The organism is Borborobacter arsenicus (assembly GCF_003934165.1).
Lineage (GTDB): Bacteria > Pseudomonadota > Alphaproteobacteria > Rhizobiales > Rhizobiaceae > Pseudaminobacter > Pseudaminobacter arsenicus.
In genome coordinates this window covers 238,207-259,645 of the sequence record NZ_RKST01000006.1, presented here as the reverse complement: position 1 = coordinate 259,645, position 21,439 = coordinate 238,207, and the positions used below count along the sequence as shown (strand labels likewise).

General features: G+C 62.9%; 17 protein-coding genes. 2 read left to right on the top strand and 15 right to left on the bottom strand.

Annotated features, from left to right (window positions below; all coding sequences use genetic code 11):
• Positions 1 to 72: 72 nt before the first annotated feature.
• The 5 genes from EET67_RS11925 to EET67_RS11905 are packed head-to-tail and all read right to left on the bottom strand — an operon-like array spanning position 73 to position 7,544.
• On the bottom strand, positions 73 to 1,398 hold the full coding sequence (locus EET67_RS11925) for an ActS/PrrB/RegB family redox-sensitive histidine kinase (RefSeq protein ID WP_128626395.1): 1,326 nt from the start codon (positions 1,396 to 1,398) through the stop codon (positions 73 to 75).
• A gap of 38 nt (positions 1,399 to 1,436) precedes the next feature.
• Complete coding sequence (gene hrpB / locus EET67_RS11920; RefSeq protein WP_128626394.1) at positions 1,437 to 3,926, bottom strand: ATP-dependent helicase HrpB; 2,490 nt, start codon at positions 3,924 to 3,926, stop codon at positions 1,437 to 1,439.
• Positions 3,923 to 4,570, bottom strand: a complete 648-nt coding sequence (locus EET67_RS11915) for an ATP-binding cassette domain-containing protein (RefSeq protein WP_128626393.1) — start codon at positions 4,568 to 4,570, stop codon at positions 3,923 to 3,925. Before EET67_RS11915 ends, hrpB begins: the two co-directional genes overlap by 4 nt.
• Before the next feature lie 34 nt (positions 4,571 to 4,604).
• Positions 4,605 to 6,284: an ABC transporter permease gene (locus EET67_RS11910; protein WP_128626392.1), complete on the bottom strand. Its 1,680-nt coding sequence runs from the start codon at positions 6,282 to 6,284 to the stop codon at positions 4,605 to 4,607.
• A 42-nt stretch (positions 6,285 to 6,326) separates the two neighbouring features.
• Positions 6,327 to 7,544, bottom strand: coding sequence for an ABC transporter substrate-binding protein (locus EET67_RS11905; protein WP_128626391.1), 1,218 nt, complete (start codon positions 7,542 to 7,544; stop codon positions 6,327 to 6,329).
• A gap of 382 nt (positions 7,545 to 7,926) precedes the next feature.
• Between EET67_RS11905 and EET67_RS11900 the strand changes: the two genes are divergently transcribed.
• Positions 7,927 to 8,634 carry a DUF1045 domain-containing protein gene (locus EET67_RS11900; RefSeq protein WP_128626390.1) on the top strand — a complete coding sequence of 236 codons (708 nt, stop codon included), beginning with the start codon at positions 7,927 to 7,929 and terminating at the stop codon, positions 8,632 to 8,634.
• A gap of 93 nt (positions 8,635 to 8,727) precedes the next feature.
• Complete coding sequence (phnN, locus tag EET67_RS11895) at positions 8,728 to 9,354, top strand: phosphonate metabolism protein/1,5-bisphosphokinase (PRPP-forming) PhnN (RefSeq protein WP_128626389.1); 627 nt, start codon at positions 8,728 to 8,730, stop codon at positions 9,352 to 9,354.
• A 67-nt stretch (positions 9,355 to 9,421) separates the two neighbouring features.
• Here phnN and EET67_RS11890 read toward each other — a convergent pair whose 3' ends face one another.
• The 10 genes from EET67_RS11890 to pheS form a co-directional block, all read right to left on the bottom strand.
• Positions 9,422 to 10,699, bottom strand: a complete 1,278-nt coding sequence (locus tag EET67_RS11890) for a polyhydroxyalkanoate depolymerase (RefSeq protein WP_128626388.1) — start codon at positions 10,697 to 10,699, stop codon at positions 9,422 to 9,424.
• Between the two features lie 297 nt (positions 10,700 to 10,996).
• Positions 10,997 to 11,284, bottom strand: a complete 288-nt coding sequence (locus EET67_RS11885; RefSeq protein ID WP_128626387.1) for a DUF1330 domain-containing protein — start codon at positions 11,282 to 11,284, stop codon at positions 10,997 to 10,999.
• A gap of 37 nt (positions 11,285 to 11,321) precedes the next feature.
• Positions 11,322 to 12,020 carry an orotidine-5'-phosphate decarboxylase gene (pyrF, locus tag EET67_RS11880; RefSeq protein ID WP_128626386.1) on the bottom strand — a complete coding sequence of 233 codons (699 nt, stop codon included), beginning with the start codon at positions 12,018 to 12,020 and terminating at the stop codon, positions 11,322 to 11,324.
• On the bottom strand, positions 12,017 to 12,607 hold the full coding sequence (locus EET67_RS11875) for an NADPH-dependent FMN reductase (RefSeq protein ID WP_128626385.1): 591 nt from the start codon (positions 12,605 to 12,607) through the stop codon (positions 12,017 to 12,019). The genes pyrF and EET67_RS11875 overlap by 4 nt, the downstream gene beginning before the upstream one ends.
• Before the next feature lie 67 nt (positions 12,608 to 12,674).
• Positions 12,675 to 13,283: a phospholipid N-methyltransferase PmtA gene (gene pmtA, locus EET67_RS11870; RefSeq protein ID WP_128626384.1), complete on the bottom strand. Its 609-nt coding sequence runs from the start codon at positions 13,281 to 13,283 to the stop codon at positions 12,675 to 12,677.
• Positions 13,284 to 13,398: 115 nt separating this feature from the next.
• A complete protein-coding gene (dnaJ, locus tag EET67_RS11865) occupies positions 13,399 to 14,526 on the bottom strand; it encodes a molecular chaperone DnaJ (RefSeq protein WP_128626383.1) in 1,128 nt (375 codons plus the stop codon).
• A 190-nt stretch (positions 14,527 to 14,716) separates the two neighbouring features.
• Entirely contained in the window at positions 14,717 to 16,636 is a 1,920-nt protein-coding gene (gene dnaK, locus EET67_RS11860) for a molecular chaperone DnaK (protein ID WP_128626382.1), read from the bottom strand.
• A 200-nt stretch (positions 16,637 to 16,836) separates the two neighbouring features.
• The gene (locus EET67_RS11855) at positions 16,837 to 17,823 is read right to left on the bottom strand and encodes a Gfo/Idh/MocA family protein (RefSeq protein WP_128626381.1); all 987 of its coding nucleotides are present in this window, start codon (positions 17,821 to 17,823) and stop codon (positions 16,837 to 16,839) included.
• Positions 17,824 to 17,926: 103 nt separating this feature from the next.
• A complete protein-coding gene (pheT, locus tag EET67_RS11850; protein WP_128626380.1) occupies positions 17,927 to 20,332 on the bottom strand; it encodes a phenylalanine--tRNA ligase subunit beta in 2,406 nt (801 codons plus the stop codon).
• A 21-nt stretch (positions 20,333 to 20,353) separates the two neighbouring features.
• The gene (gene pheS, locus EET67_RS11845; RefSeq protein WP_128626379.1) at positions 20,354 to 21,439 is read right to left on the bottom strand and encodes a phenylalanine--tRNA ligase subunit alpha; all 1,086 of its coding nucleotides are present in this window, start codon (positions 21,437 to 21,439) and stop codon (positions 20,354 to 20,356) included.

Below are 21,439 nucleotides of genomic sequence, written 5' to 3'. Positions count from 1 at the left end.
CAAAAGCCGATTTTGCCACCTTGGGCATGATCCGGGAAAGTGGAAACGGGTTTTCGGGAAGGATCATAGGCTCTAAGCCCGGTCGAACATCGATGCCGAGGCTGCCGCTGGCTTCAGGAACACGTCGCGCGGCCAGTCGACCTCCACGACGGCGCCCTTGCCGCGTTCATTGGCGTTATGGAAGGCCAGCGTTGCGCCGGAGCGCTCGAGCAGCGTCTTGGCGATGAACAGGCCAAGACCGAGGCCACCACCGGGTTCTGCTCCCTGCCGTGTCGACATATAGGGTTCGCCGATACGGTCGATGATTTCTGGCGGGAAGCCGGGGCCGTCATCGATGATTTCAAAGGCGACGCTGCGGTCGTCCCAGCGCCAGCTTATGGTGATCGTACTGGTGGCGAAATCGATCGCATTTTCCACCAGATTGCCCAACCCGTAGATGACACCCGGATTGCGGTGGCCGACGGGTTCCGGCCCGATCCTCTCGCCCGGATCGAGATTGATGGCGATGCCGAAATCGCGGTGGGGCGAGATCACCTCCTCAACCAGCGAGGTCAGGGGCAGGCGCGCCATGTGGACTTCGCTGTCGGACGAAAGGCTGGTCAGCCGCTTGAGGATTTCGCGGCAACGTTCGCTTTGCGAGCGCAGCAGCGTCACATCCTCATGGAATTTCGGATCCTTGCCCAGCGCTCGCTCCATTTCCTTGGCGACCAGCGTGATGGTCGCAAGCGGCGTTCCGAGTTCATGCGCGGCCGCTGCCGCCAGCCCGTCGAGGGCGGAAAGATGCTGCTCGCGCTGCAGCACCAGTTCGGTGGCGGCAAGCGCATTGGCAAGCAGGCGGGCCTCCTCGGCCACGCGCCAAGCATAGATGGCGGTGAAGGCAATGCTCGACAGCACCGCCATCCACATTCCCGCGACATAGACGAAGGGCATCGGCAGTTCGGTGCCGGCGACCCACGGCAGGGGAAGGTGGAAGAAGACAAGCGCCGTGGCCGTGGCCATGACCAGAAGACCGAGCCAGGCGGTCATCCGCAGCGGCAGCGAGGTCGCCGAGATCACCACCGGCACGGTCATCAGCAGCGAGAACGGGTTCGTCAACCCGCCTGTCATGTAAAGCAGGCCGGCTAGCTGGATCGCATCGAAAGTCAGGATGCCCAGCGCCGCGAGCGGGTTCAATCTGTGGGCTGCCGGAAAGCGGAATGTAAGCAGAAGGTTGAGCCAGGCCGAACAGGCGATGAGCGCGAAGCACAGGCTCACCGGCAGCGGATAGTTCAGCCAATAGGCGACCACCAGCACGGTCAGGCTCTGGCCGATGATTGCAAGCCAGCGCAACCGGATCAGCGTGTTCAGCCGCAACCGGTAGGGCTGCTGGAAGTCGGAGTTCTGCAGCTTCTTGATCATGCCGTCTTATGCGCCGGACGCCCCGCCCAGGCAAAGCATTATTTGCCGCGCGGCTTGGCCCGACTGGTCGCGGCGGTGGTGAGCGGGTCCTCGGGCCAGACATGTTTGGGATAGCGCCCGCGCATATCGGAGCGCACATCGGTCCAGGAGCCGCGCCAGAAGCCGGGCAGGTCGCGGGTGGTCTGGATCGGCCGGTGCGCCGGCGAGAGAAGTTCCAGCGTCAACTGCACCGTGCCGCCGGCAATGGAAGGGTGGCGGTCGAGCCCGAACAGTTCCTGCACACGGATGGCAAGCACCGGCTGCTCACCCTCATAGTCGATCGGCACGCGGCTGCCCGAAGGCGCGTCGAAATGGGTCGGCGCCAGGCTGCCGATCTTGCGCTGCAATTCGTGGGGCACGAGAGTGATGAGCGCATTCTGAAGGATAGATGATTCAATGCGCGCAAAGCTTGCCTCGCCGGGGAGGAAGGGCAGTAGCCAATCTTCCAGCGAGGCGAGGAGCGCGGCGTCGGAAACGTCGGGCCATGGCGCGCCAAGGCCCTGGTGCAGCCATTGCAGTCTGTGGCGTAGCGCCTGCGCTTCGCGGCTCCAGCCGAGCAGCGACAGGCCGTGCTCGCGCAGCGCATCGACTATAGCACTGTTTGCCTCGGGTCCTGTCGGGGCAGGCAACATGCGTTCCGACAGTGTAATGGCGCCCAGCATTTCGGTCTCGCGCACACGTACCGCCCGGCTTGCACGGTCGAAGCGGACAGAGCGCCGCTTTTCGATCCGGCCCGGCAGCGCCTCGCGAATCTCGCTTTCGGTAACGGAAGCAGCAGCGGCGATGCGGGCGTTCTGTGCCTTGCCCTGCAGGTCGGACACCACCAGGAACACTTCGCCGGCGAGGGGATCGGCTGGGTCGAGAACCGCCCCGCTGCCATTGGCCAGCACGAAGCGGCCTCGTTCGCCGCGTGCCTTGGCGACGCGGTCGGGCCAGGCGTGGAGAAGAAGAGCACCTGCATTACCCTCTCCTTGACGGGGAGGGTCGGACCTGTGGCTGGACCCTTTACACAGGGGCGAAGGTAATGGCTTCGCCAGCCGTTGTGCCAACTGCCGTGCAGCGGCAGCGCGTGGTGACTTGTCGGTGCGAAACCGCGACAGCCGCCGCTCCAGATCGACACTGTCGCCGCCAAGGCCGCGTTCGGTGAGGAGCACGGCAAGCATCGCCGCATCGCGGCCATGTCCCGTCTTCATCGCTTCCGCGACCATATGGGCAAGCCGTACCGGCAGCGCCAGTTTGCGCATAGCCGCACCCGATGAGGTCAGCCGCCCCTCGCCGTCGATCGCGCCGAGGGCGCCGAGCAACGCCTTTGCCTCGGCCAGTGCCGGGGCGGGCGGCGGATCGAGAAAGGCAAGGCTTGCCGGATCGGCAACGCCGAAATCGGCGCAATCAAGCAGCAAGCCGGAAAGATCGGCCTCCAATATTTCGGGTGGAGTGAATGGCGGGAGGGCTGCAGTCTGTTCCGCACGCCACAGCCGGATCGCAACGCCTTCCTGTGTGCGCCCGGCACGCCCCGCCCGCTGCTCGGCCGAAGCGCGCGACACCCGCACGGTTTCCAGCCTTGTCAGGCCCGTCGCCAGCTCGTATCGGGGCAGGCGGGACAGGCCGCTGTCAATGACGACGCGCACGCCGTCGATGGTGATCGAGGTCTCAGCGATGGAGGTGGCGAGCACCACTTTGCGCCGTCCGGCAGGTGCGGGCTTGATCGCCGCATCCTGCGCCTTACCGTCCAGCATGCCATAGAGCGGCACGATGTCGGTATCGGCGGTAATCCGCCCTTCCAGCCGCTCGCGCGTGCGCTCGATCTCGCGCTGGCCGGGCAGGAAGGCAAGCACGCTGCCCTCCTCGTCGGCAAGCGCCTGCCGGACCGCCTTGGCCATGGCGTCCTCAACGGGTGTTGCTGCCGGCCGCTCGGCATAGCGGATATCGACCGGGAAGCTGCGCCCCTTGCTCTCGATCACCGGAGCGCCATCGAGCAGATTAGCCACGCGCGCGCCGTCGAGCGTCGCCGACATGACCAGCAGCCGCAAATCCGGCCGCAGCCCGCCTTGCACATCCAGCGCCAGCGCCAGTCCGAAATCGCCATCGAGCGAACGTTCGTGAAATTCATCAAACAGGATCGCTGCAATGTCCGGCAATTCCGGATTATCGAGGATCATGCGCGCTAGAATGCCCTCGGTGACGACGAGAATTCGAGTCCGTTCGGAGACTTTGCTTTCCATGCGCATGGCATGGCCGACCGTGCCGCCGGGTTCCTCGCCCAGCAATTGCGCCATGCGTCTCGCGGCGGCACGGGCTGCCAGCCGCCGTGGCTCCAAAAGCAGGATCTTGCGGCCGGCGAGCCAGGAAGCAGGCAGGAGGGCGAGCGGCACCAGCGTGGTCTTGCCCGCACCCGGCGGCGCGACCAGCACGGCATTGTTGCCGTCGCTCAGGGCATCGAGCAGATGGGGCAGCACTGCCGTGACGGGCAGGTTTGGGAGCGCGTTCATTGCGCCTCACCAATCCGCACGATTGGCCCGCCGGCGGCATCCGCATCGGCTTGGTCATGGGTTACCAGCACCACCGGCAGCCGGCTTTCCCTTGCCTTGGCAAGGACCAGATTGCGGATCTGGCCGCGCAACTCGGCATCGAGCTTGGAGAAAGGTTCATCGAGCAACAGCAGGCGCGGCGACGACAGCAGCGCGCGGGCAAGGGCGGCGCGCGCCTTCTGTCCGCCCGAAAGCGTGGCAGGATCGCGCCCCGACATGCCGTGGAGACCGACACCGTCGAGAGCAGCGTCCGCAAGCGCCAGCCGTGCCGCCCGGCCTTTAGTCGACGCTGGAATGGCGAAGGCCAGATTGGCGCCGACCGACATATGCGGAAACAAGAGCGGGTCCTGGAACAATATGCCGGCATGGCGATCTTCGGCGGGGAGCGCAGTCAGTTCGAACCCGTCGGAAAACACCTTGCCCGAAGCCTTGAACACCGGATCGAGGAATCCGCCAATATAGGCGAGCAGCGTCGATTTTCCGGAGCCGGAAGGGCCCATGACAGTGAGCACCTCGCCCGGCGCCACGCGCTGCGTCAGCGCCAGCAAGACATGGCCGTCGAGCGCGATCGACACCTGATCGAGAAAAAGTCCTTCTTTGCCCATTCGCTCCGACCGGACCAGCTTTTGCGGCCAATATTTAAACGCGCATGGCGCGGCGATGCCGGAATATCAGCGCCGGGATGATGGTGGCAACCGCAAAGCCCAGCGCCGGCAGTAGCATCTGCAGGAAGGCATAGACGCCGATGATGCGCCGGTTGCCGCCGGAGGCCAACGCAACAGCCTCGGTGGTGATGGTTTCAAGCCGCCCGGCGCCAATCAGCACGGTGGGCAGATATTGGCCGACCGAGACGGCGAAGCCGACGGCCGCCGCAACCAGAATGGCGCGCGACAGCATCGGCAGGCGGATGCGCCAAAGCGTCATAAGGCGCGATTTGCCGAGGCCATGCGCGACCTCCTCATAACGCCGGTCGAAAGCGTGCCAGGGATCGGACAGCGACAGGAACACATAGGGCATGACGAAGACGAGATGCACCAGCACCAGTGCCGGCAGGCTGGCGACGGTTCCCGACACGATGAACAGCAATTGCAGTCCGAACAGAAATGCCACCTGTGGCACCAGCAGCGGCAAATAGAGCAGCAGGAGCGCACGCCGCCCGGCGACACGACCGGTCTCGTCCTCGCGGATCAGGCAAAGCACTGTCAGGCAGACCGCAATAAGTGTCGAGAGGGCCGCGACGAGCAATGTGGTGACCAGCGGATCGATGATCCGCGGGGCCGTCTGTAGCCAGCTTTTCACGGTGAAACTGGCGGGCAGCAGGTCCGGAAATTGCCAAAGGCCGGCAATCGACCAGACGCCAAGCGTGGCGAGCCCGGCAAAAACCGTCGCCGCTGCGGTGGCCATTGCGGCAAGCGCCACTCCTGCAAGCCACCGATCATGCCGGAACCGCAGGCCGCAATCGCGGCTATGGTCGCGCAGAAGCGCGCCGAGGCGTTCAAGGCCGATCCAGATCAGGATCGTAACGGCGGTGATGACAAGCTGCAGCATTGCTCCGGCTGAAGCCAGGAATCTCATCGACAGGTCCGGATCGTTCATCCAGCGCAGCAGGCGCAGCGCAAGCGGCGCCGGCGTGGTCGGGCCCAGTATGGCCGCGACATCGACCACCGAGGAGGAAAAGGCGATCACGGCGAATACGGCCAGCCTTATCTGGCGATAGAGCGGCGGCCAGACGCCATAGAAGAATCCCGCCATGGAGCCGTAGCCTAGCGAGGCGGCCAGCCGCCGCTTTCTGACCAGATCGACCTGCGGCAGCGCGGCGAGCGCAATCAGCAGCAGGAAGGGGATTTCCTTCACGATCAGCCCGGCCATCATCGTCAAGGCGAGCGGATCATGTACGATAAGAAGATCGGGCGGCTCGGCCCAGCCGGTCAGTTCGGGTGAGACCAGCCGTACGATCAGGCCGGACGGTGCGACCAGAAGGGCGAGGCCGAAAGCGGCCGCCGCATGCGGAACCGATAGAAGCGGCGACACCAGATGCTGGATGCGGGAAAAAACCCGCGTGCCGGCCCAGCCGGCAATGAACAAGGCGACGGCGGAAAGCGATATAGCGGCGGTCACCAGGCCTGTGGCGATGCTGAGCATTGATGAGCGGAGGATCGCCGGCCGCGAGGCAAGTTCGGTGAAGTGGTCGAGTGTGAACGCATCACCACCAAGCGCCGGCAGATAGCCGAAGGCCGGGAGCAGTGTTCCGACAAGCCCGGCAAGGATCGGGCCGGCGAGCAGGATCGTCGCCAGCGGCGGACCGAGACGGGCTAGCATCTGGGGCTGAGGTGGGATGCCTGTTTCGGCCCGGTCATCGGTTCAGTTCGCTACGCCGTAGCGATTTCGCCATTCTTTCTCCAGCCGCTCCATCCAGCTTGGATGCGGTTCGTCAATGGCCGGTCCCAGTTCGTCAGGCTTCAGCGTGGCGATACCGAGATCGAGCGCCTCGAAGCGGGCCTTGTCCTGGGCGTCCAGCTTGGCCATGGCAAGAACCGTTGGATCGCCCCAAATCTTCGGGTCCTGCTTGCGTGCCTGCGCTTCGGGCGAGATCAGGAAATCGGCGAGCACCAATGCGCCGGCCTTGGCAGCCGCATTATAGGGAATGGCGACGAAATGCGTGTTGGCAAGCGTGCCGGCTGGGAAAACGAATGAGCGCACCGTGTCGGGCAATTCGTCATTGGCGATGGCGCTCGAGGCTTCGGACGGGTTGAAGGCGAAGATGATGGCAAGTTCGCCATCGGCCAGTAGCTGCTTCATATCCGGATAGTTTTTCGGGAATGCGCGCCCGCTGCGCCAAAGCAGCGGATTAAGCTCGTCCAGATAGGCAAAGAGCGGTTCGGTCAGCCGCGCGAAGGAGGCGTCGTCGACCGGCTTCTGCAACACGGATCGATCCGCGACGAGTTCGACCAGGACCTGCTTGAGGAAGGAGGAGCCGGTGAAGTCCGGAGGCTGCGGATAGGAGAAGCGGCCGGGATTCTGCCTGGCCCATTCGAGCAAGTCCCTGGCCGATTTCGGCAGGCTGGCGGTGTCTGTCCTCGCGGAGTCGTAGAAGAAGACGAGCTTGGCCATGCCCCAGGGGCTTTCCAGCCCGTCGACGGGAGTGGTGAAATCGGTACGGATGGTCGGCTTGTTCGCGATGTCGACAAATCTCCAGTTAGGCAGCTTTTCCGCCCAGCCGGGGGTAAACAGCAGCCCTTGAGCCTTCATCGAGGCAAAGTTCTCGCCATTGATCCAGATGAGATCGACCGTGCCGCCCTCGTTGCGCCCGGCCGCCTTTTCCGCGACCACCTTGGCAACCGCATTGGCGGTGTCGTCAAGCTTGACATGGACGAGCTTGACGCCGAAGTGCTTCTGCATCTCGCCGGCGGTCCACTCAAGATAGGCGTTGATGTTCTCGGCCCCGCCCCAGGCATTGAAATATACGGTCTCGCCTTTGGCTTCGGCCAGAACCGCATCCCATTTTGCCGGGTCCGGGTCGGCGGCAGCCTGAAGGATCGTTCCCAGCAGAACGACGGCGGCTGCAAGCAGTGTTTTCATCCACACCCCCATTCGGTTGCCGCTAGTGGTTCGTTTCCAACATTTGCATCCCATTTGTATCAGGCGCGAGGGCAAATGTCGGAAACAAAAGAACCACTAGCAAGTTTATGATTCTAGTGGAATTTTCGAATTTGCCATTCGATCTCGCAGCCGACATCAATCGGGTATCGAATGTCAAATTCATGCCACTAGATTGAGCATTGTTGGGAAGGGCGGTCAATGTGCCGGCCAACGTGACGAAGTCACTTAGGCGTGAGGCCGCAGGCGGTGGGTGCCGGCAGCCAATGATGTTCCCTTGTTGCCGGATATCACCGTAAAATCGTCGGCTTCGTCAAACCGTCGCACAAATCGCTTATGACATCCGGCTAAAGAGGTTTCGTGAATGCGATATGCGATTTATTACACTCCGGCGCCGGATGACGCGCTGGCCTGCACCGCTGCAAGCTGGCTTGGCCGCGACCCGTTCACGGGCGCAATGAAGCCAGCGGTCGCAGTCGGCACGCTCACCGCTGCGGAAGTTGCCTTCCACACCGCATCCGCACGGCGCTATGGTTTTCATGCGACGTTGAAGGCACCGTTCTGGCTTGCCGAGGGAGAGAGCGAGGATCGGCTCTGCCAGGCGCTGGCGACTTATGCGGAATCTGTCTCGGCAGTTGTCTTGCCGCGCCTGGTCGTCGGCCAGATCGACGGCTTCCTGGCGCTGGTTTCGGAAGCGCCGTCACCGGAACTCCATCAATTCGCCGGCGACATAGTGGCGGCATTCGACCGCTTTCGCGCGCCGCTGAGCGAGCAAGAGATCGCCCGCCGCAATCCCGATACGCTGAGCCCGGCCGAGGTGCGGAACCTGTGCCAATGGGGCTATCCTCACGTATTCGACAGCTTTCGCTTCCACATGACATTGACCGGCAGGCTTACCGCCGAGCAAAGCCCGCGCTTGCGCGGCGCAATCGCGGAAATATTCGCGCAAGCGCTTGCCGAACCCTTCTCAGTCGATGGGCTGGCGCTGTTCGTCGAACCGGAGCCGGGCGCTCCTTTCACGGTCCATTCCTATCACGCGCTTGGCCGTTCCAGTGACAGAAAGATTGCCTGAGATGAGATCGAAAACGATAATGGCCGATGTCCGGATGGCGCGGAACATCGCCTTCGGCGTCCTGACCAGGACACACGAGGAAGGTGGCCAGGCATGATGGTTTCGGCACTCATTGAACGCGAGCAGGAAAATATGGCCAATCCGATCCGCAACGGCGTCTTCATCGCCGTGGTCGGTCCGAGCGGCGCCGGCAAGGACACGGTGATTGCCTATGCTCGTGAACATCTCGGCGACGACAGCGACGTGCGCTTCGTTCGCCGGGTCATCACCAGACCTTGCGACGGGGCAAGCGAGCACCATGACACGCTCGACGATGTGGCCTTTGCCGAAGCGGCAGCCGCCGGCGCCTTCGCGCTGACCTGGGAGGCCCATGGCCTCAAATACGGCATTCCGGCGGATGTCGATGTCGCGATTGCCAATGGCCGCGTGGTGATCGCCAATGGATCGCGCACCGCTCTGCCGGCGCTGCGCGCGCGTTACGAGAATGTCGTGGTGGTGGAGATCGTGGCAAGGCCGGAAATCCTGGCCGAGCGGCTTGCCAGGAGGGGGCGTGAATCGCGCGGCGAGGTGCTGGCCCGGTTGGCGCGCGCCGCCGATGTCACTATTGCCGGACCCGGTGTTGTCACCATCGACAATAGCGGTGAGCGCGAGATTGCCGGCAGGGATTTCGTTGCCGTTATCGGCAAGGCCATCGCCTTCAGCGATGTCGGGCGATTTTAGAGCATCATATTCGTATGCCGCCCTTGGGCGCTTGACCGCCCATGACGACCTGCCAGCGGCTTGGACGTCAGGCCTTTGCGGAACGAACCAGGCGCGGTTTTGGCCGCGCCGCATTTTCGCGGCCGTGCCGGGAAATGAAGTCGACGATGCGGGGCACGATTTGGGCACGGAAGCGCGAACCGTTGAACACGCCGTAATGGCCCACCGTCGGCTGGACGTAGTGGGAGCGCCGGCTGTCGGGAATATTGATGCAAAGGTCATGCGCAGCTTCGGTCTGGCCGAGGCCGGAAATATCGTCGTTTTCGCCTTCGACGGTCAGCAGTGCGACGTTGCGGATGGCTGCCGGATCGACGGCCGCGCCACGATGGGTCATTTCGCCCTTCGGAAGCGAATGACGGATGAAAACCGTATCCACCGTCTGCAGATAGAATTCTGCGGTCAGATCCATCACCGCCAGATACTCGTCATAGAAGTCCCGGTGTTTTTCGGCGCCGTCGCCATCGTGGCGCACCAGATGCATGAAGAAATCCTTGTGGGCGATGATGTGGCGGTCAAGGTTCATGCTCATGAAGCCGGACAATTGCAGGAAGCCCGGATAGACGCTGCGGCCAAAGCCCGGCGTCGGCCATGGCGCCGGCATGACGACATTGTCGCGGAACCAGTCGAGGCCCTTTTCCTCTGCCAGGACATTGACCGCAGTCGGATTGCGGCGCGTGTCGATGGGGCCGCCCATCAGCGTCATGGTCGAGGGCGCAAACCGATCGCCGCGCGCCTCCATGATCGCCGCCGCCGCGAGTACGGGCACCGATGGCTGGCAGACCGCCATCACATGCGTATCCGGGCCGAGTGCATGCAGCATGCCGATGACATAATCGATATAGTCGTCGAGATCGAACCTGCCTTCCGAAACCGGCACCATCCGGGCATCTACCCAGTCGGTGATATAGACGTCGGCATGCGGCATCATCGCTTCGACCGTACCGCGCAGCAGCGTGGCATAGTGGCCCGACATCGGCGCGACGATCAAAAGCTTGGGGTCCGGCCGACGCGCCGCGGGCAAGGCCCGCTCGAAATGCAGGAGGTTGCAGAAAGGTCGCGACCAGACTGTCTTCTCCGCGACCGGAACGGTCTTTCCGTCGATGGCGGTGTGCGGCAGGTCGAAGCTGGGCTTGCCGTAACGCCGTGTCGTGCGCTCGAAGAGCTCTGCCGTTGCGGCGATGGAGCGGCCCCATTGGGTATGCGAAAATGGATTGAGCGGATTTGAATAGAAGAACCTCACCGCGTCGGCGAAGGCGCGCGCCGGCTGAAGGGCTGCATGGTTCATCTCATAAAGCTGGTAGAACATTTGACAATTTCTCCGGCCGACTCAGATCAGGCCGGTCTCCATTCCCGCCCAGGGAAGCGAAGTTAACGCAGTTTTGCTGCGGTGCAATGCATCACACTGCGTAATGCAGGCTCATACTTTGGTCCAAAGCGTTGAAAAACCGTTCCAAAAATATGACGCCAGCTATGGTGCAGGTCCGGAAAGACGACGCTGCAACGCAGCAACCCTTTGTTCCTGCAGAAGATTTTCTCGCAAGTCATTACTCTGGAGCAGCGGACGTTGCCGCCAATGCTGTACCGCTACCGCGGAATGAATAAATCAGGAACCCTCGACCAGCACGATCTCGCCATCGGCGAATTTCTGGCGGATCAGTTTCGCGGCCTGATATTCGGGAGAATTGTAGCAGTCGCGTGCTGCTGCCATGGATTCGAACTCGATCACCACATTGCGGGCGCGGCCGGGGCCTTCGACCAGTTCATGGGCGCCGCCGCGTGCCAGAAACCTGGCGCCGAAGCGCTCGAATGCCGGCTTCGCAGTGGCGACGTAGTCCTTGTACCCTTCAGGATCGCGCACATCGACGCGAGCAATCCAATATCCCTTGGCCATTCCTGATCTCCTTTGGTTTCTCTTGTCCGATGGCAGTTCAAGCCTGCTCCATATCGGCAAGGATAGCTTGTGCGGCGGCACGCCTGTCAACAGATGCGACGATCGGCCGACTGACGACGAGGTGGCTGGAGCCGTTGCGAATCGCCTGTGCGGGCGTGGTCACCCGCTTCTGGTCGCCGCTTTCGCCGCCGGCAAGGCGGATTCCTGGCGTGACAACAGCGAGGTCCGGCCCGACAACAGTGCGTACAGCCGAGGCTTCCTCGGCCGAGCAGACGATACCGCCCATGCCGGCCTGCCGCGCCTGTTCGGCGCGGCGCAGGACCAGGCTGCGCGGATCGTACTGGTAGCCGGCGTCGATCAGGTCCTGTTCATCCATGGAGGTCAGGACGGTCACGCCGAGCAGGCACAATTCGCTGCCCCTTGCCGCCTCTACTGCCGACCGCATCGCCTTTGGGTAGGCATGCAGCGTCAGCATCGAGACACCCATTCGCGCGACATTTTCCACACCTTTGGCAACGGTGTTGTCGATGTCGAGCAGCTTCATGTCGAGAAAGACCCGGGCGCCGCCGCTTGCAAGTTCGCGGGCGAAGTCGAGGCCGCCGGCAAAGGCGAGCTGGTAGCCGATCTTGTAGAAGGTAACGACGCCTTCCAGATCGCGGACCACCGTTTCGGCGTCCTTCAGGGTCGGTACATCAAGACCGACGATCAGGCGTTCGCGCAGCGTGGCTGGGGTCATGGGTCTTTCCTTGCCGAAAGCATGAGGGCGCGTTCGATCAGCGTTCTGACCACATTTTCCATGGAATGGCGCAGCCGTTCTTCGCGGAAATCGCCGTTTTCATCGAATGCTTCGCTTGCGCGCGCAACCGAACATTGCGGCGTGATGATCTCGACCTGGCAGTTCATCAACACCGAACGAAGATGATAGAGCCCGCGTAGGCCGCCAAAATTGCCGTCGGAGGATGAGCACAATGCGGCGACCTTGCCGGCATAGGGCTTGAAGGGGCGGCCATTGTCCTTGCGCACCCGGCTTACCCAGTCGAGCGCGTTCTTGAGCAGCGGTGGGATCGAGGAATTATATTCGGGGCTCGCAATCAGGAAGCCGTCATGGGCGGCGATCTGCCGACCGAGTTTCACTGCGTTCTCAGGAACGCCGTGCTCCTTTTCGAGATTCTCGTCCATGATCGGCAGTGGGTAGTCGCCGAGCGATATCCGGGTCACCTCGGCGCCCTGCAGCGCGAGTTCTCTTGTGGCTGCATCCGCCGTCCTGATGCTGAAGGCACCGTTGCGGAGCGAGCCGGCAAAGACGAGTATTCTGGCTGTCATGAATGCACCTCCTGTCCGCCGGGTATAGGCGAACGGGCCGCCGATGCAAATGTCGTGATCTGCGGGCTCAACTGTGGCCGACGCGGCGGTAGAGCCAGAGCTGTGCCGGAGGAATGTTGCGGATGACGAAATCGAAATGCTCGACCGTGTACTCGCCATGCCGCGCCGGAACCGGCGACAGCGGGCCATAGGTGATCTGGATCACCGGCCGGCCGGGCGGCAGGCGATCAAGCAGGTCGTTGACATAGGCCACGCGCCGGATCATCGGGAAGTTGAGCAGCGGGACCGCCGAAATCGCGCAATCGAATGTCAACCCGGCCTTCTCGCCGAGCGTCGTGCCAAGGTCGAAGGCATCGCCCTGGATGACATTGACGCCGGGAAAGTTCTTGCGCACGTGATCGACGAATTCGGAGGAATATTCGACCGCATAGATGTCCTGCGGCTTCACGCCCCGCTTCAGGATCGCTCGGGTGACGACACCGGTTCCAGGCCCCAGTTCAAGCACCGGAAGCTTCGAGCCAAGATCAATGATGGACGCCATGCGCCGCGCGGTGACCGAACTGGTCGGGATGATGGAACCGACTGCCTTGGGCTTGTCCATCCAGCCCTTGAAGAAACGCAGTTCATCATCGAATTTCGTAGCGAGCGACTTCCGCAAACCGGACCCACGTGCCATTGACGTCTTCTCTCCTGCGCTCTCGCCCCCGGGCGAATACATACGCCGTGCCGCCGATGACGCAAGGTAAAACATGGGCTTGCGCTACGAAAGATCAACAGGCTTTTGGAGCGAGCTACTCGCTGAAGGATTCGAAGAAGTCCTTCATGCGGGCAAAAAATCCGCTCGACTGCGGGCTGTTGTCCTGCGAGGAAAGCTGCTCGAATTCCTCGAGCAATTCGCGCTGGCGCTTGGTCAGGTTCTGCGGCGTTTCCACGGCGGTCTGGATATAAAGATCACCGATCGTGGGCTGGCGCAGTACCGGCATGCCCTTGCCCTTGAGGCGGAACTGGCGGCCGTTCTGCGTGCCTTCGGGCACCTTCACGCGGGTCTGGGTGCCGTCGAGCGTCGCGACCTCGAAAGAGCCGCCGAGCGCCGCCGTCGTCATGGAAATCGGCACCTTGCAGTAGAGATCGGCGCCGTCGCGCTGGAAGAATTCGTGCGGTTTGACCGACAGGAAGATATAAAGATCGCCGGGCGGTCCGCCCCGCAAGCCTGCTTCGCCCTCATTGGCCAGCCTGATTCGGGTGCCGTCCTCGATGCCGGCCGGAATATTGACTGACAGCGAACGCTCTTCCACGACCCGGCCCTGGCCGGAGCATTTCGGGCAAGGGTCCTTGATCGTCTGACCGCGCCCCTGACATTGCGGGCAGGTCCGCTCGATGGAGAAGAAGCCCTGGCTGGCGCGGACGCGGCCGGAGCCGGAACACATGGAGCAGGTGACCGGCTGGGTGCCTGGCTTGGCGCCGGAACCGGAGCAATCGGTGCAGGAAATGGAGGCAGGGACATGGATTTGCGCGGTCTTGCCGGCAAAGGCCTCTTCCAGCGTTATCTCCATATTGTAGCGCAGGTCGGCGCCGCGCTCACGGCCACCTGACGAGCGCCGCTGGCGGCCGCCCATCATCTCGCCGAAAATGTCCTCGAAGATATCGGAGAAGCCGCCGCCGCCAAATCCATGGCCGCCGCCATTCATGCCGCCATTTTCAAAGGCGGCGTGGCCGAAGCGATCATAGGCCGCCCGCTTCTGCGGGTCCTTCAGCGTCTCATAGGCTTCGTTGATTTCCTTGAACTTGTGCTCGCAGGCATGATCGCCGGGGTTGCGGTCGGGATGGAACTGCATGGCAAGCTTGCGAAAGGCGCTTTTCAGTTCCTTTTCATCCGCGCCCTTGTGGACGCCCAGCGTTTCGTAGAAATCTGCTTTCATCTTGTCCCACGAACCGAACGAGAAATGTCTTGACGCATCGTTTCGTCCGCCACCTTCGTATCGGTATCTGATTTAGTAAGTCGAGCCGGCCGATACCAGAGACACGCCATCTCGCCTTCTATATTCCATCCCATCACAAAAAGGGCCCAGCAAAGGTGCCAGGCCTTTTCTTTGTCTCAAGCCGCGCGCATCAGGCCGACTTTTTCTTGTCGTCGTCGTCGTTGATTTCCTCGAAATCGGCATCGACGACGTCCGCGCCATCCTTGGCCGCATCAGCGGCAGCGTCGGCCTCGGCGGCTTCCTTCTGCGAGGCCTCATACATGGCCTGGCCAAGCTTCATCGAGACTTCCGCAAGCGTCTGGCTCTTGGCGTTGATCTCTTCGACGTCATCGCCCTCCGCAGCGGTCTTCAATGCAGCGATCGCATCGGAAATCGCGGTGCGGTCGGCCTCGGAGACCTTTTCGCCATAATCCTTGAGCGACTTCTCCGACGAATGCACCAGAGCCTCGGCCTGGTTGCGAGCCTCGACCAGAGCCTTGCGCTTCTTGTCTGCCTCGGCATTGGCCTCGGCATCCTTGACCATCTTTTCGATGTCGGCGTCGCTAAGGCCGCCGGAAGCCTGGATGCGGATCTGATGCTCCTTGCCGGTACCCTTGTCCTTGGCCGAGACGTTGACGATGCCGTTGGCGTCGATGTCGAAGGTAACCTCGATCTGCGGCACGCCGCGCGGTGCCGGCGGAATGCCGACCAGGTCGAACTGGCCAAGCAGCTTGTTGTCGGCCGCCATTTCGCGCTCGCCCTGGAAGACGCGGATCGTGACGGCAGACTGGCTGTCCTCGGCCGTGGAGAATACCTGGCTCTTCTTGGTCGGGATCGTGGTGTTGCGTTCGATAAGGCGCGTGAACACGCCGCCGAGCGTCTCGATACCGAGCGACAGCGGGGTCACGTCGAGCAGCAGCACGTCCTTGACGTCGCCCTGAAGCACGCCGGCCTGGATGGCCGCGCCCATGGCGACGACCTCGTCCGGATTGACGCCCTTGTGCGGCTCCTTGCCGAAGAACTGCTTCACCACTTCCTGGATCTTGGGCATGCGGGTCATGCCGCCGACCAGAACCACCTCATCGATCTCGCCCGCGCGCAGGCCGGCATCCTTCAGCGCCGCCTTGCATGGCTCGATGGTGCGCTGGACGAGGTCGTCGACCAGGCTCTCGAACTTCGCGCGCGTCAGCTTCAGCGTCAGGTGCTTGGGTCCGGTCGCATCGGCGGTGATGAAGGGCAGGTTGATCTCGGTCTGCGTCGTGGACGACAGCTCGATCTTGGCCTTTTCTGCGGCTTCCTTCAGGCGCTGCAGGGCAAGCTTGTCGTTCTTCAGGTCTATGCCCTGTTCCTTCTTGAACTCGGCCGCCAGATATTCGACCAGGCGCATGTCGAAATCTTCGCCGCCAAGGAAGGTGTCGCCATTGGTCGACTTGACCTCGAAGACGCCGTCGCCGATCTCCAGCACCGAAATGTCGAAGGTGCCGCCGCCAAGGTCGTAGACGGCAATGGTCTTGCCGTCGCGCTTGTCGAGGCCATAGGCAAGGGCTGCAGCCGTCGGCTCGTTGATGATGCGCAGCACTTCAAGGCCGGCGATCTTGCCGGCATCCTTGGTGGCCTGGCGCTGGGCGTCATTGAAATAGGCCGGAACCGTGATGACCGCCTTCTCGACCTTCTCGCCGAGATAGGCTTCAGCGGTTTCCTTCATCTTCTGGAGGATCATCGCCGAGATCTGGGAGGGCGACTGCTTCTTGCCGCCGGCATCGACCCAGGCATCGCCATTGTCACCCTTGACGATATGATAGGGGACGAGCTTCTTGTCCTTTTCGGTGACGGGATCGTCATAGCGGCGGCCGATAAGGCGCTTCACCGCAAAAATCGTGTTTTCGGGGTTCGTCACCGCCTGGCGCTTGGCCGGCTGGCCGACGAGCCGCTCGTCGCCATCAGTGAAGGCAACGATGGAAGGGGTCGTGCGCGCACCTTCCGCATTCTCAATGACCTTTGCGTCCTTCCCGTCCATGACGGCGACGCAGGAATTGGTCGTTCCCAAATCTATGCCGATTACTTTAGCCATATCTTCACTCTCCGCTAAGCAGGCTGCCAGGACCCCGTAGGCGTTCCGGCGGCAGCCCCTGTTCACAAGAAACTCACCGGACTTCGACCGTTTTCACGGCAGCCCGGCGATCCTCGGGCGTATATAAGAATAGCCGTCACAAGGCGCAAGCACTCTGATACCGCGGCGCCCGCAAGGTCAGCGGCAATTGACAGGCAGCGCTAGACCTGTTCCCAGCCGTCATGCATTCCGGCGCGGAAGATCGCGTCTATGACCTTCTGGTTCAGAACGGAATTTTCCAGCGAGAAGACGGCGTCCGCGCCGCCAAGTGCCGCCCGCGCGAAGGCCTCGACCTGCAGCCGGTATTGGCGTGCGCCCGAAAAACGAAAAACCGTCGCCTGCGCGTGGTTCTGGTTGTGAAGCTCGATCCGGTGGTGGTCATAGTCGCCGGCATTGAATGGTGCATGGACCTCGATGAAGCCGGTTTCGCCGTGAAACACCATGAATTGGCGCAGCGCCATCTGGGTCGAGCAGTAGAAGCCGAGGTCGAAGCCACCGAAATCGACCTTGGCGCTCGAATAGATGTCGGTGCCGAACTTCGGGTCACGCTCCACCGTCGCCTGGACCCGTAGCGGCTCCTTGCCCGTCACCATGCGCGTCACCACGATCGGATAGACGCCGATGTCGGGCAGCGCGCCGCCGCCCAGAGCAAGCTGGTTGCGCATATTGTTGGGATCGGTGTTGAAATAGGCGAAGGCGCCCTGAACGTGACGCAGCCTTCCGATGGCGCCCTCGCCGATCAGTTCGCGAACCTTCGCCCATTGCGGATGGTAGAACACCATGAAGGCTTCGCTGATCAGCACGCGCTTGTGCTCGCGGACCTCGATCAGCGGCTCGATGTCGCTGGCGTCGAGTGCCAGCGGCTTTTCGACCAGCACATGCTTGCCGGCCTTGGCTGCCTTGGCGGCCCATTCCACATGCTGCGAGGTCGGCAGCGGAATGTAGACGCCGTCGACCTCGTCGGACTCCAGCAGGGCTTCGTAGGAACCGAAGGCGTGGGGAGCGCCGAAGCGGTCGGCCAGCGCGTGTGCCTTGCCAGGATCGCGGCTGGCGATTGCGGCAACGACCCCGTTTTCGGCGTCGGCTATCGCCGGCAGCACCTGCTCGCGCGCGATCTTAGCCGTTGACAGAACACCCCAGCGGAACATTTTTGGCTCCTCCTCAAACTGCTCGCGTGAGCCTAGCCTAGCGGGTGGCCAAAAGAAAAGCCGGGCCCAAGGCCCGGCTTTCAGACTGGAATACCTGAGAAGATCAGCCGCGCAGCACACCGCCGGTCTGTTTGGCGACATTGGCGACGATACGTGCGGCCAATGCCTCGAAATCCTCATCGGTCAGCGTCCGCTCCACCGGCTGGATCGAGACCTCGATCGCCACCGACTTCTTGCCTTCGCCAAGAGAAGGACCTTCGAAGATGTCGAATACCGAAACACCGGTAATCAGCTTCTTGTCGGCAGAAGCGGCCGCGCGCGTCAGCACCGCCGCCTCCACTGTCTTGTCGACGACAAAGGCGAAGTCGCGCTTCACCGCCTGGAAGGGCGACAGTTCGAGCCTGGGCTTGGTGCGGGTCGGCTTTGCCTTCGGCTCGGGGATAACGTCGATGAACACTTCGAAGCCGCAAAGCGGGCCGGAGACGTCCAGGGCTTCCAGCGTCTTGGGGTGGAATTCACCGAAATGGCCGAGCACCACCTTGGGGCCGAGCTTGATGGTGCCGCTTCGGCCGGGATGATACCAGGAGGGGCCGCCCGGCTCGATCTGCAGTTTGTCCACCGGCGCGCCGCAGGCTTCCAGGACGGCCAGCGCATCGGCCTTGGCGTCGAACACGCCAACGGTCGTGGCATTGCCGGCCCAGTGCCGGCCCGCACCATCGAGCCCGGCGGTACCGCGCCGAACGCCTGAAGCAACGCGCCGCTGCGCCTCGGGCGTGTCGCCCTCATAGGTGCCGGACACTTCGAACAGGGCAACATCGCCGATGCCGCGGGCGGCGTTGCGCTGGGCGGCAGCGATCAGCCCCGGCAGAAGCGAGGGCCGCATGTCCGACATGTCGGCGGCGATCGGGTTGGCAAGCTTCAGCGCGCCCTGCCCGCCGCCGAACAGCTCGGCATGCCGGGCCGGAATGAACGACCACGTCACCGCTTCCATCATGCCGCGCACGGCGAGCGCCCGCTTGGCCGAGCGGGTGCGGATCTGGAGTGAGGTCAGGATCTTGCCATTGACGGCGTCATGGCTGGTCAGCGGCTGCGGCGCGATATTGTCGACGCCATGAATGCGCATCACCTCTTCCACCAGATCGGCCTTGCCGTCGACATCAGGACGCCAGGACGGCACCTCGACATCGACCACATCGCCATTGCCCAGCGGCTTGAAACCAAGGCGGGTGAGAATGTCGAGGCTTTCCTGCCGCGGAACTTCGATGCCGGTGAGCCGCTTGACCTCCGCCAGCGGGAGGGACACGACCTTCGGGGTATGGCCGGCATAACCGGTGACTTCTGCACGGGAGGGCGAGCCGCCGCACAGGTCGATCACCATCCGGGTCGCCAGATCCAGCCCCGGCGCCATGAATTCGGGATCGACACCGCGCTCGAAGCGATAGCGGGCATCGGTGATGATGCCGAGCGTGCGCCCGGTGCGGGCGATGTTGAGCGGCTCCCACAGTGCCGACTCGATCAGCACATCCGTGGTGCCCTCATCGCTGCCCGTATGCTCGCCGCCCATCACGCCGGCGATGGAATCCGGGCCCTTGGCATCGGCAATGGTGCACATTTCGGGGGTCAGCGCATATTCGCGCCCGTCGAGCGCCAGCACCTTCTCGCCCTCCTTCGCCCGTCGCACGACGAGGTCGCCCTTCACCTTCGCGGCATCATAGACATGCAGCGGGCGGCCGCGGTCGAAGGTGAGGTAGTTGGTGATGTCGACCAGCGCATTGATCGGCCGAAGCCCTATGGCGATCAGCCGTTGCTGCAGCCATTTCGGAGAGGGGCCGTTCTTGACGCCGCGAACGAGACGCACCGCAAAGCCGGGGCAAAGCTCCGGTGCCTCGATCGTCACCTTTATTGGGCATTCGCCTTCGCCCTCGATCTTGCCGATAGGGGCTGGCTTCAGCTTGCCGAGCCCGCTTGCGGCCAGATCGCGTGCAATGCCGTAGACGCCGGTGGCATCGGGGCGGTTCGGCGTCAGGTTGATCTCGATGACCGGGTCGTCGAGATGCGCATAGGCGGCAAATGACGTGCCGACCGGCGCATCTTCGGGCAGGTCGATGATACCGGTGTGCTCGTCGGAAAGCTGAAGCTCGCGCTCCGAGCACATCATGCCGTGGCTCTCGACGCCTCTGATCTTGCCGACCGTAAGCGTCACATCGATGCCGGGGACATAGGCGCCGGGTGCGGCGAAGGCTCCGATCAGTCCGGCGCGCGCATTGGGCGCGCCGCAGACCACCTGGACCGGCGCGCCCGCGCCGGTATCGACGCTCAGCACCTGCAGCTTGTCGGCGTCGGGGTGTCGGTCAGCCGTCAGCACCCTGGCGATGACAAAAGGCTTCAGCGCCGACTTGTCGTCGACGGATTCGACCTCAAGGCCGATCATGGTCAGTCGCTCGACGATCTCATCGAGCGAGGCTTCGGTTTCAAGGTGATCCTTGAGCCAGGAGAGGGTGAATTTCATGACAAATATCCTTTCCGCCGCTTAGCTGCTCAAGCCGCCGAACAGTGTCGGCATGTCGAGCGGGCGGAAACCGTAATGGGACAGCCAGCGCACATCGGCATCGAAGAAGGCGCGCAGGTCCGGCATGCCGTATTTCAGCATGGCGAGGCGATCGATGCCCATGCCCCAGGCAAAGCCCTGATATTCGTCCGGATCGAGCCCGCCGGCGCGCAGCACATTGGGGTGCACCATGCCGCATCCGAGAATTTCCATCCAGTCCGAGCCCTCGCCGAAGCGCACTTCGCCCGGGCGTGAACGATCGCACTGGATATCGACCTCCAGACTCGGCTCGGTGAATGGAAAGAAGGACGGGCGGAAGCGCATCCTGACCGACGGCACCTCGAAGAAGGCCTTGCAGAACTCCTCCAGCACCCACTTCATATTGGCGACATTGGCGGTTTTGTCGACCACCAGCCCTTCGACCTGATGGAACATCGGCGAATGGGTGGCATCCGAATCCTGCCGGTAGGTCTTGCCGGGAATAACGATGCGGATCGGCGGCTTTTGCGCTTCCATGGTGCGGATCTGCACCGGCGAGGTGTGGGTGCGCAGCACCTTGCGCTCGCCCTTCTCATCCGGCTGGAAGAAGAAAGTGTCGTGCATCTCGCGCGCCGGATGCCCTTCCGGGAAGTTCAGCGCGGTGAAATTGTAATAGTCGGTCTCGATGTCCGGCCCCTCGGCGATCGCAAATCCCATGTCGCCGAAAATCGCCGCGATCTCGTCGATGACCTGGCTGATCGGATGGATGCGGCCGCGCTCGGCCGGCGACTGGCGTACCGGCAACGTCACGTCGAGCTTTTCGGCGGCAAGGCGCGCGGTGATTGCCGCGTCCCTGAGCTCGGTCTTGCGGGCTGCCAGCGCCTCGGTGACACGGTTCTTCAGCCCGTTGATGGCCGGGCCCTTGATCTGCCGTTCCTCGGGCGTCATCGAGCCGAGCGTCTTCAGCATCTCCGAGACGGAGCCCTTCTTGCCCAGTGCCGTGATGCGGACGGCCTCGATCGCGGCTTCGTCGGTCGCTTCCGCCACTGCCTGCACAATGGATCGTTCAAGTTGTTCGAGATCTGTCAT

Coding starts and splice junctions, on each gene's coding strand:
- EET67_RS11925 (WP_128626395.1), bottom strand. CDS start 1,398: ATGATCAAGAAGCTGCAGAACTCCGACTTCCAGCAGCCCTACCGGTTG.
- hrpB (WP_128626394.1), bottom strand. CDS start 3,926: ATGAACGCGCTCCCAAACCTGCCCGTCACGGCAGTGCTGCCCCATCTG.
- EET67_RS11915 (WP_128626393.1), bottom strand. CDS start 4,570: ATGGGCAAAGAAGGACTTTTTCTCGATCAGGTGTCGATCGCGCTCGAC.
- EET67_RS11910 (WP_128626392.1), bottom strand. CDS start 6,284: ATGCTAGCCCGTCTCGGTCCGCCGCTGGCGACGATCCTGCTCGCCGGC.
- EET67_RS11905 (WP_128626391.1), bottom strand. CDS start 7,544: ATGAAAACACTGCTTGCAGCCGCCGTCGTTCTGCTGGGAACGATCCTT.
- EET67_RS11900 (WP_128626390.1), top strand. CDS start 7,927: ATGCGATATGCGATTTATTACACTCCGGCGCCGGATGACGCGCTGGCC.
- phnN (WP_128626389.1), top strand. CDS start 8,728: ATGATGGTTTCGGCACTCATTGAACGCGAGCAGGAAAATATGGCCAAT.
- EET67_RS11890 (WP_128626388.1), bottom strand. CDS start 10,699: ATGTTCTACCAGCTTTATGAGATGAACCATGCAGCCCTTCAGCCGGCG.
- EET67_RS11885 (WP_128626387.1), bottom strand. CDS start 11,284: ATGGCCAAGGGATATTGGATTGCTCGCGTCGATGTGCGCGATCCTGAA.
- pyrF (WP_128626386.1), bottom strand. CDS start 12,020: ATGACCCCAGCCACGCTGCGCGAACGCCTGATCGTCGGTCTTGATGTA.
- EET67_RS11875 (WP_128626385.1), bottom strand. CDS start 12,607: ATGACAGCCAGAATACTCGTCTTTGCCGGCTCGCTCCGCAACGGTGCC.
- pmtA (WP_128626384.1), bottom strand. CDS start 13,283: ATGGCACGTGGGTCCGGTTTGCGGAAGTCGCTCGCTACGAAATTCGAT.
- dnaJ (WP_128626383.1), bottom strand. CDS start 14,526: ATGAAAGCAGATTTCTACGAAACGCTGGGCGTCCACAAGGGCGCGGAT.
- dnaK (WP_128626382.1), bottom strand. CDS start 16,636: ATGGCTAAAGTAATCGGCATAGATTTGGGAACGACCAATTCCTGCGTC.
- EET67_RS11855 (WP_128626381.1), bottom strand. CDS start 17,823: ATGTTCCGCTGGGGTGTTCTGTCAACGGCTAAGATCGCGCGCGAGCAG.
- pheT (WP_128626380.1), bottom strand. CDS start 20,332: ATGAAATTCACCCTCTCCTGGCTCAAGGATCACCTTGAAACCGAAGCC.
- pheS (WP_128626379.1), bottom strand. CDS start 21,439: ATGACAGATCTCGAACAACTTGAACGATCCATTGTGCAGGCAGTGGCG.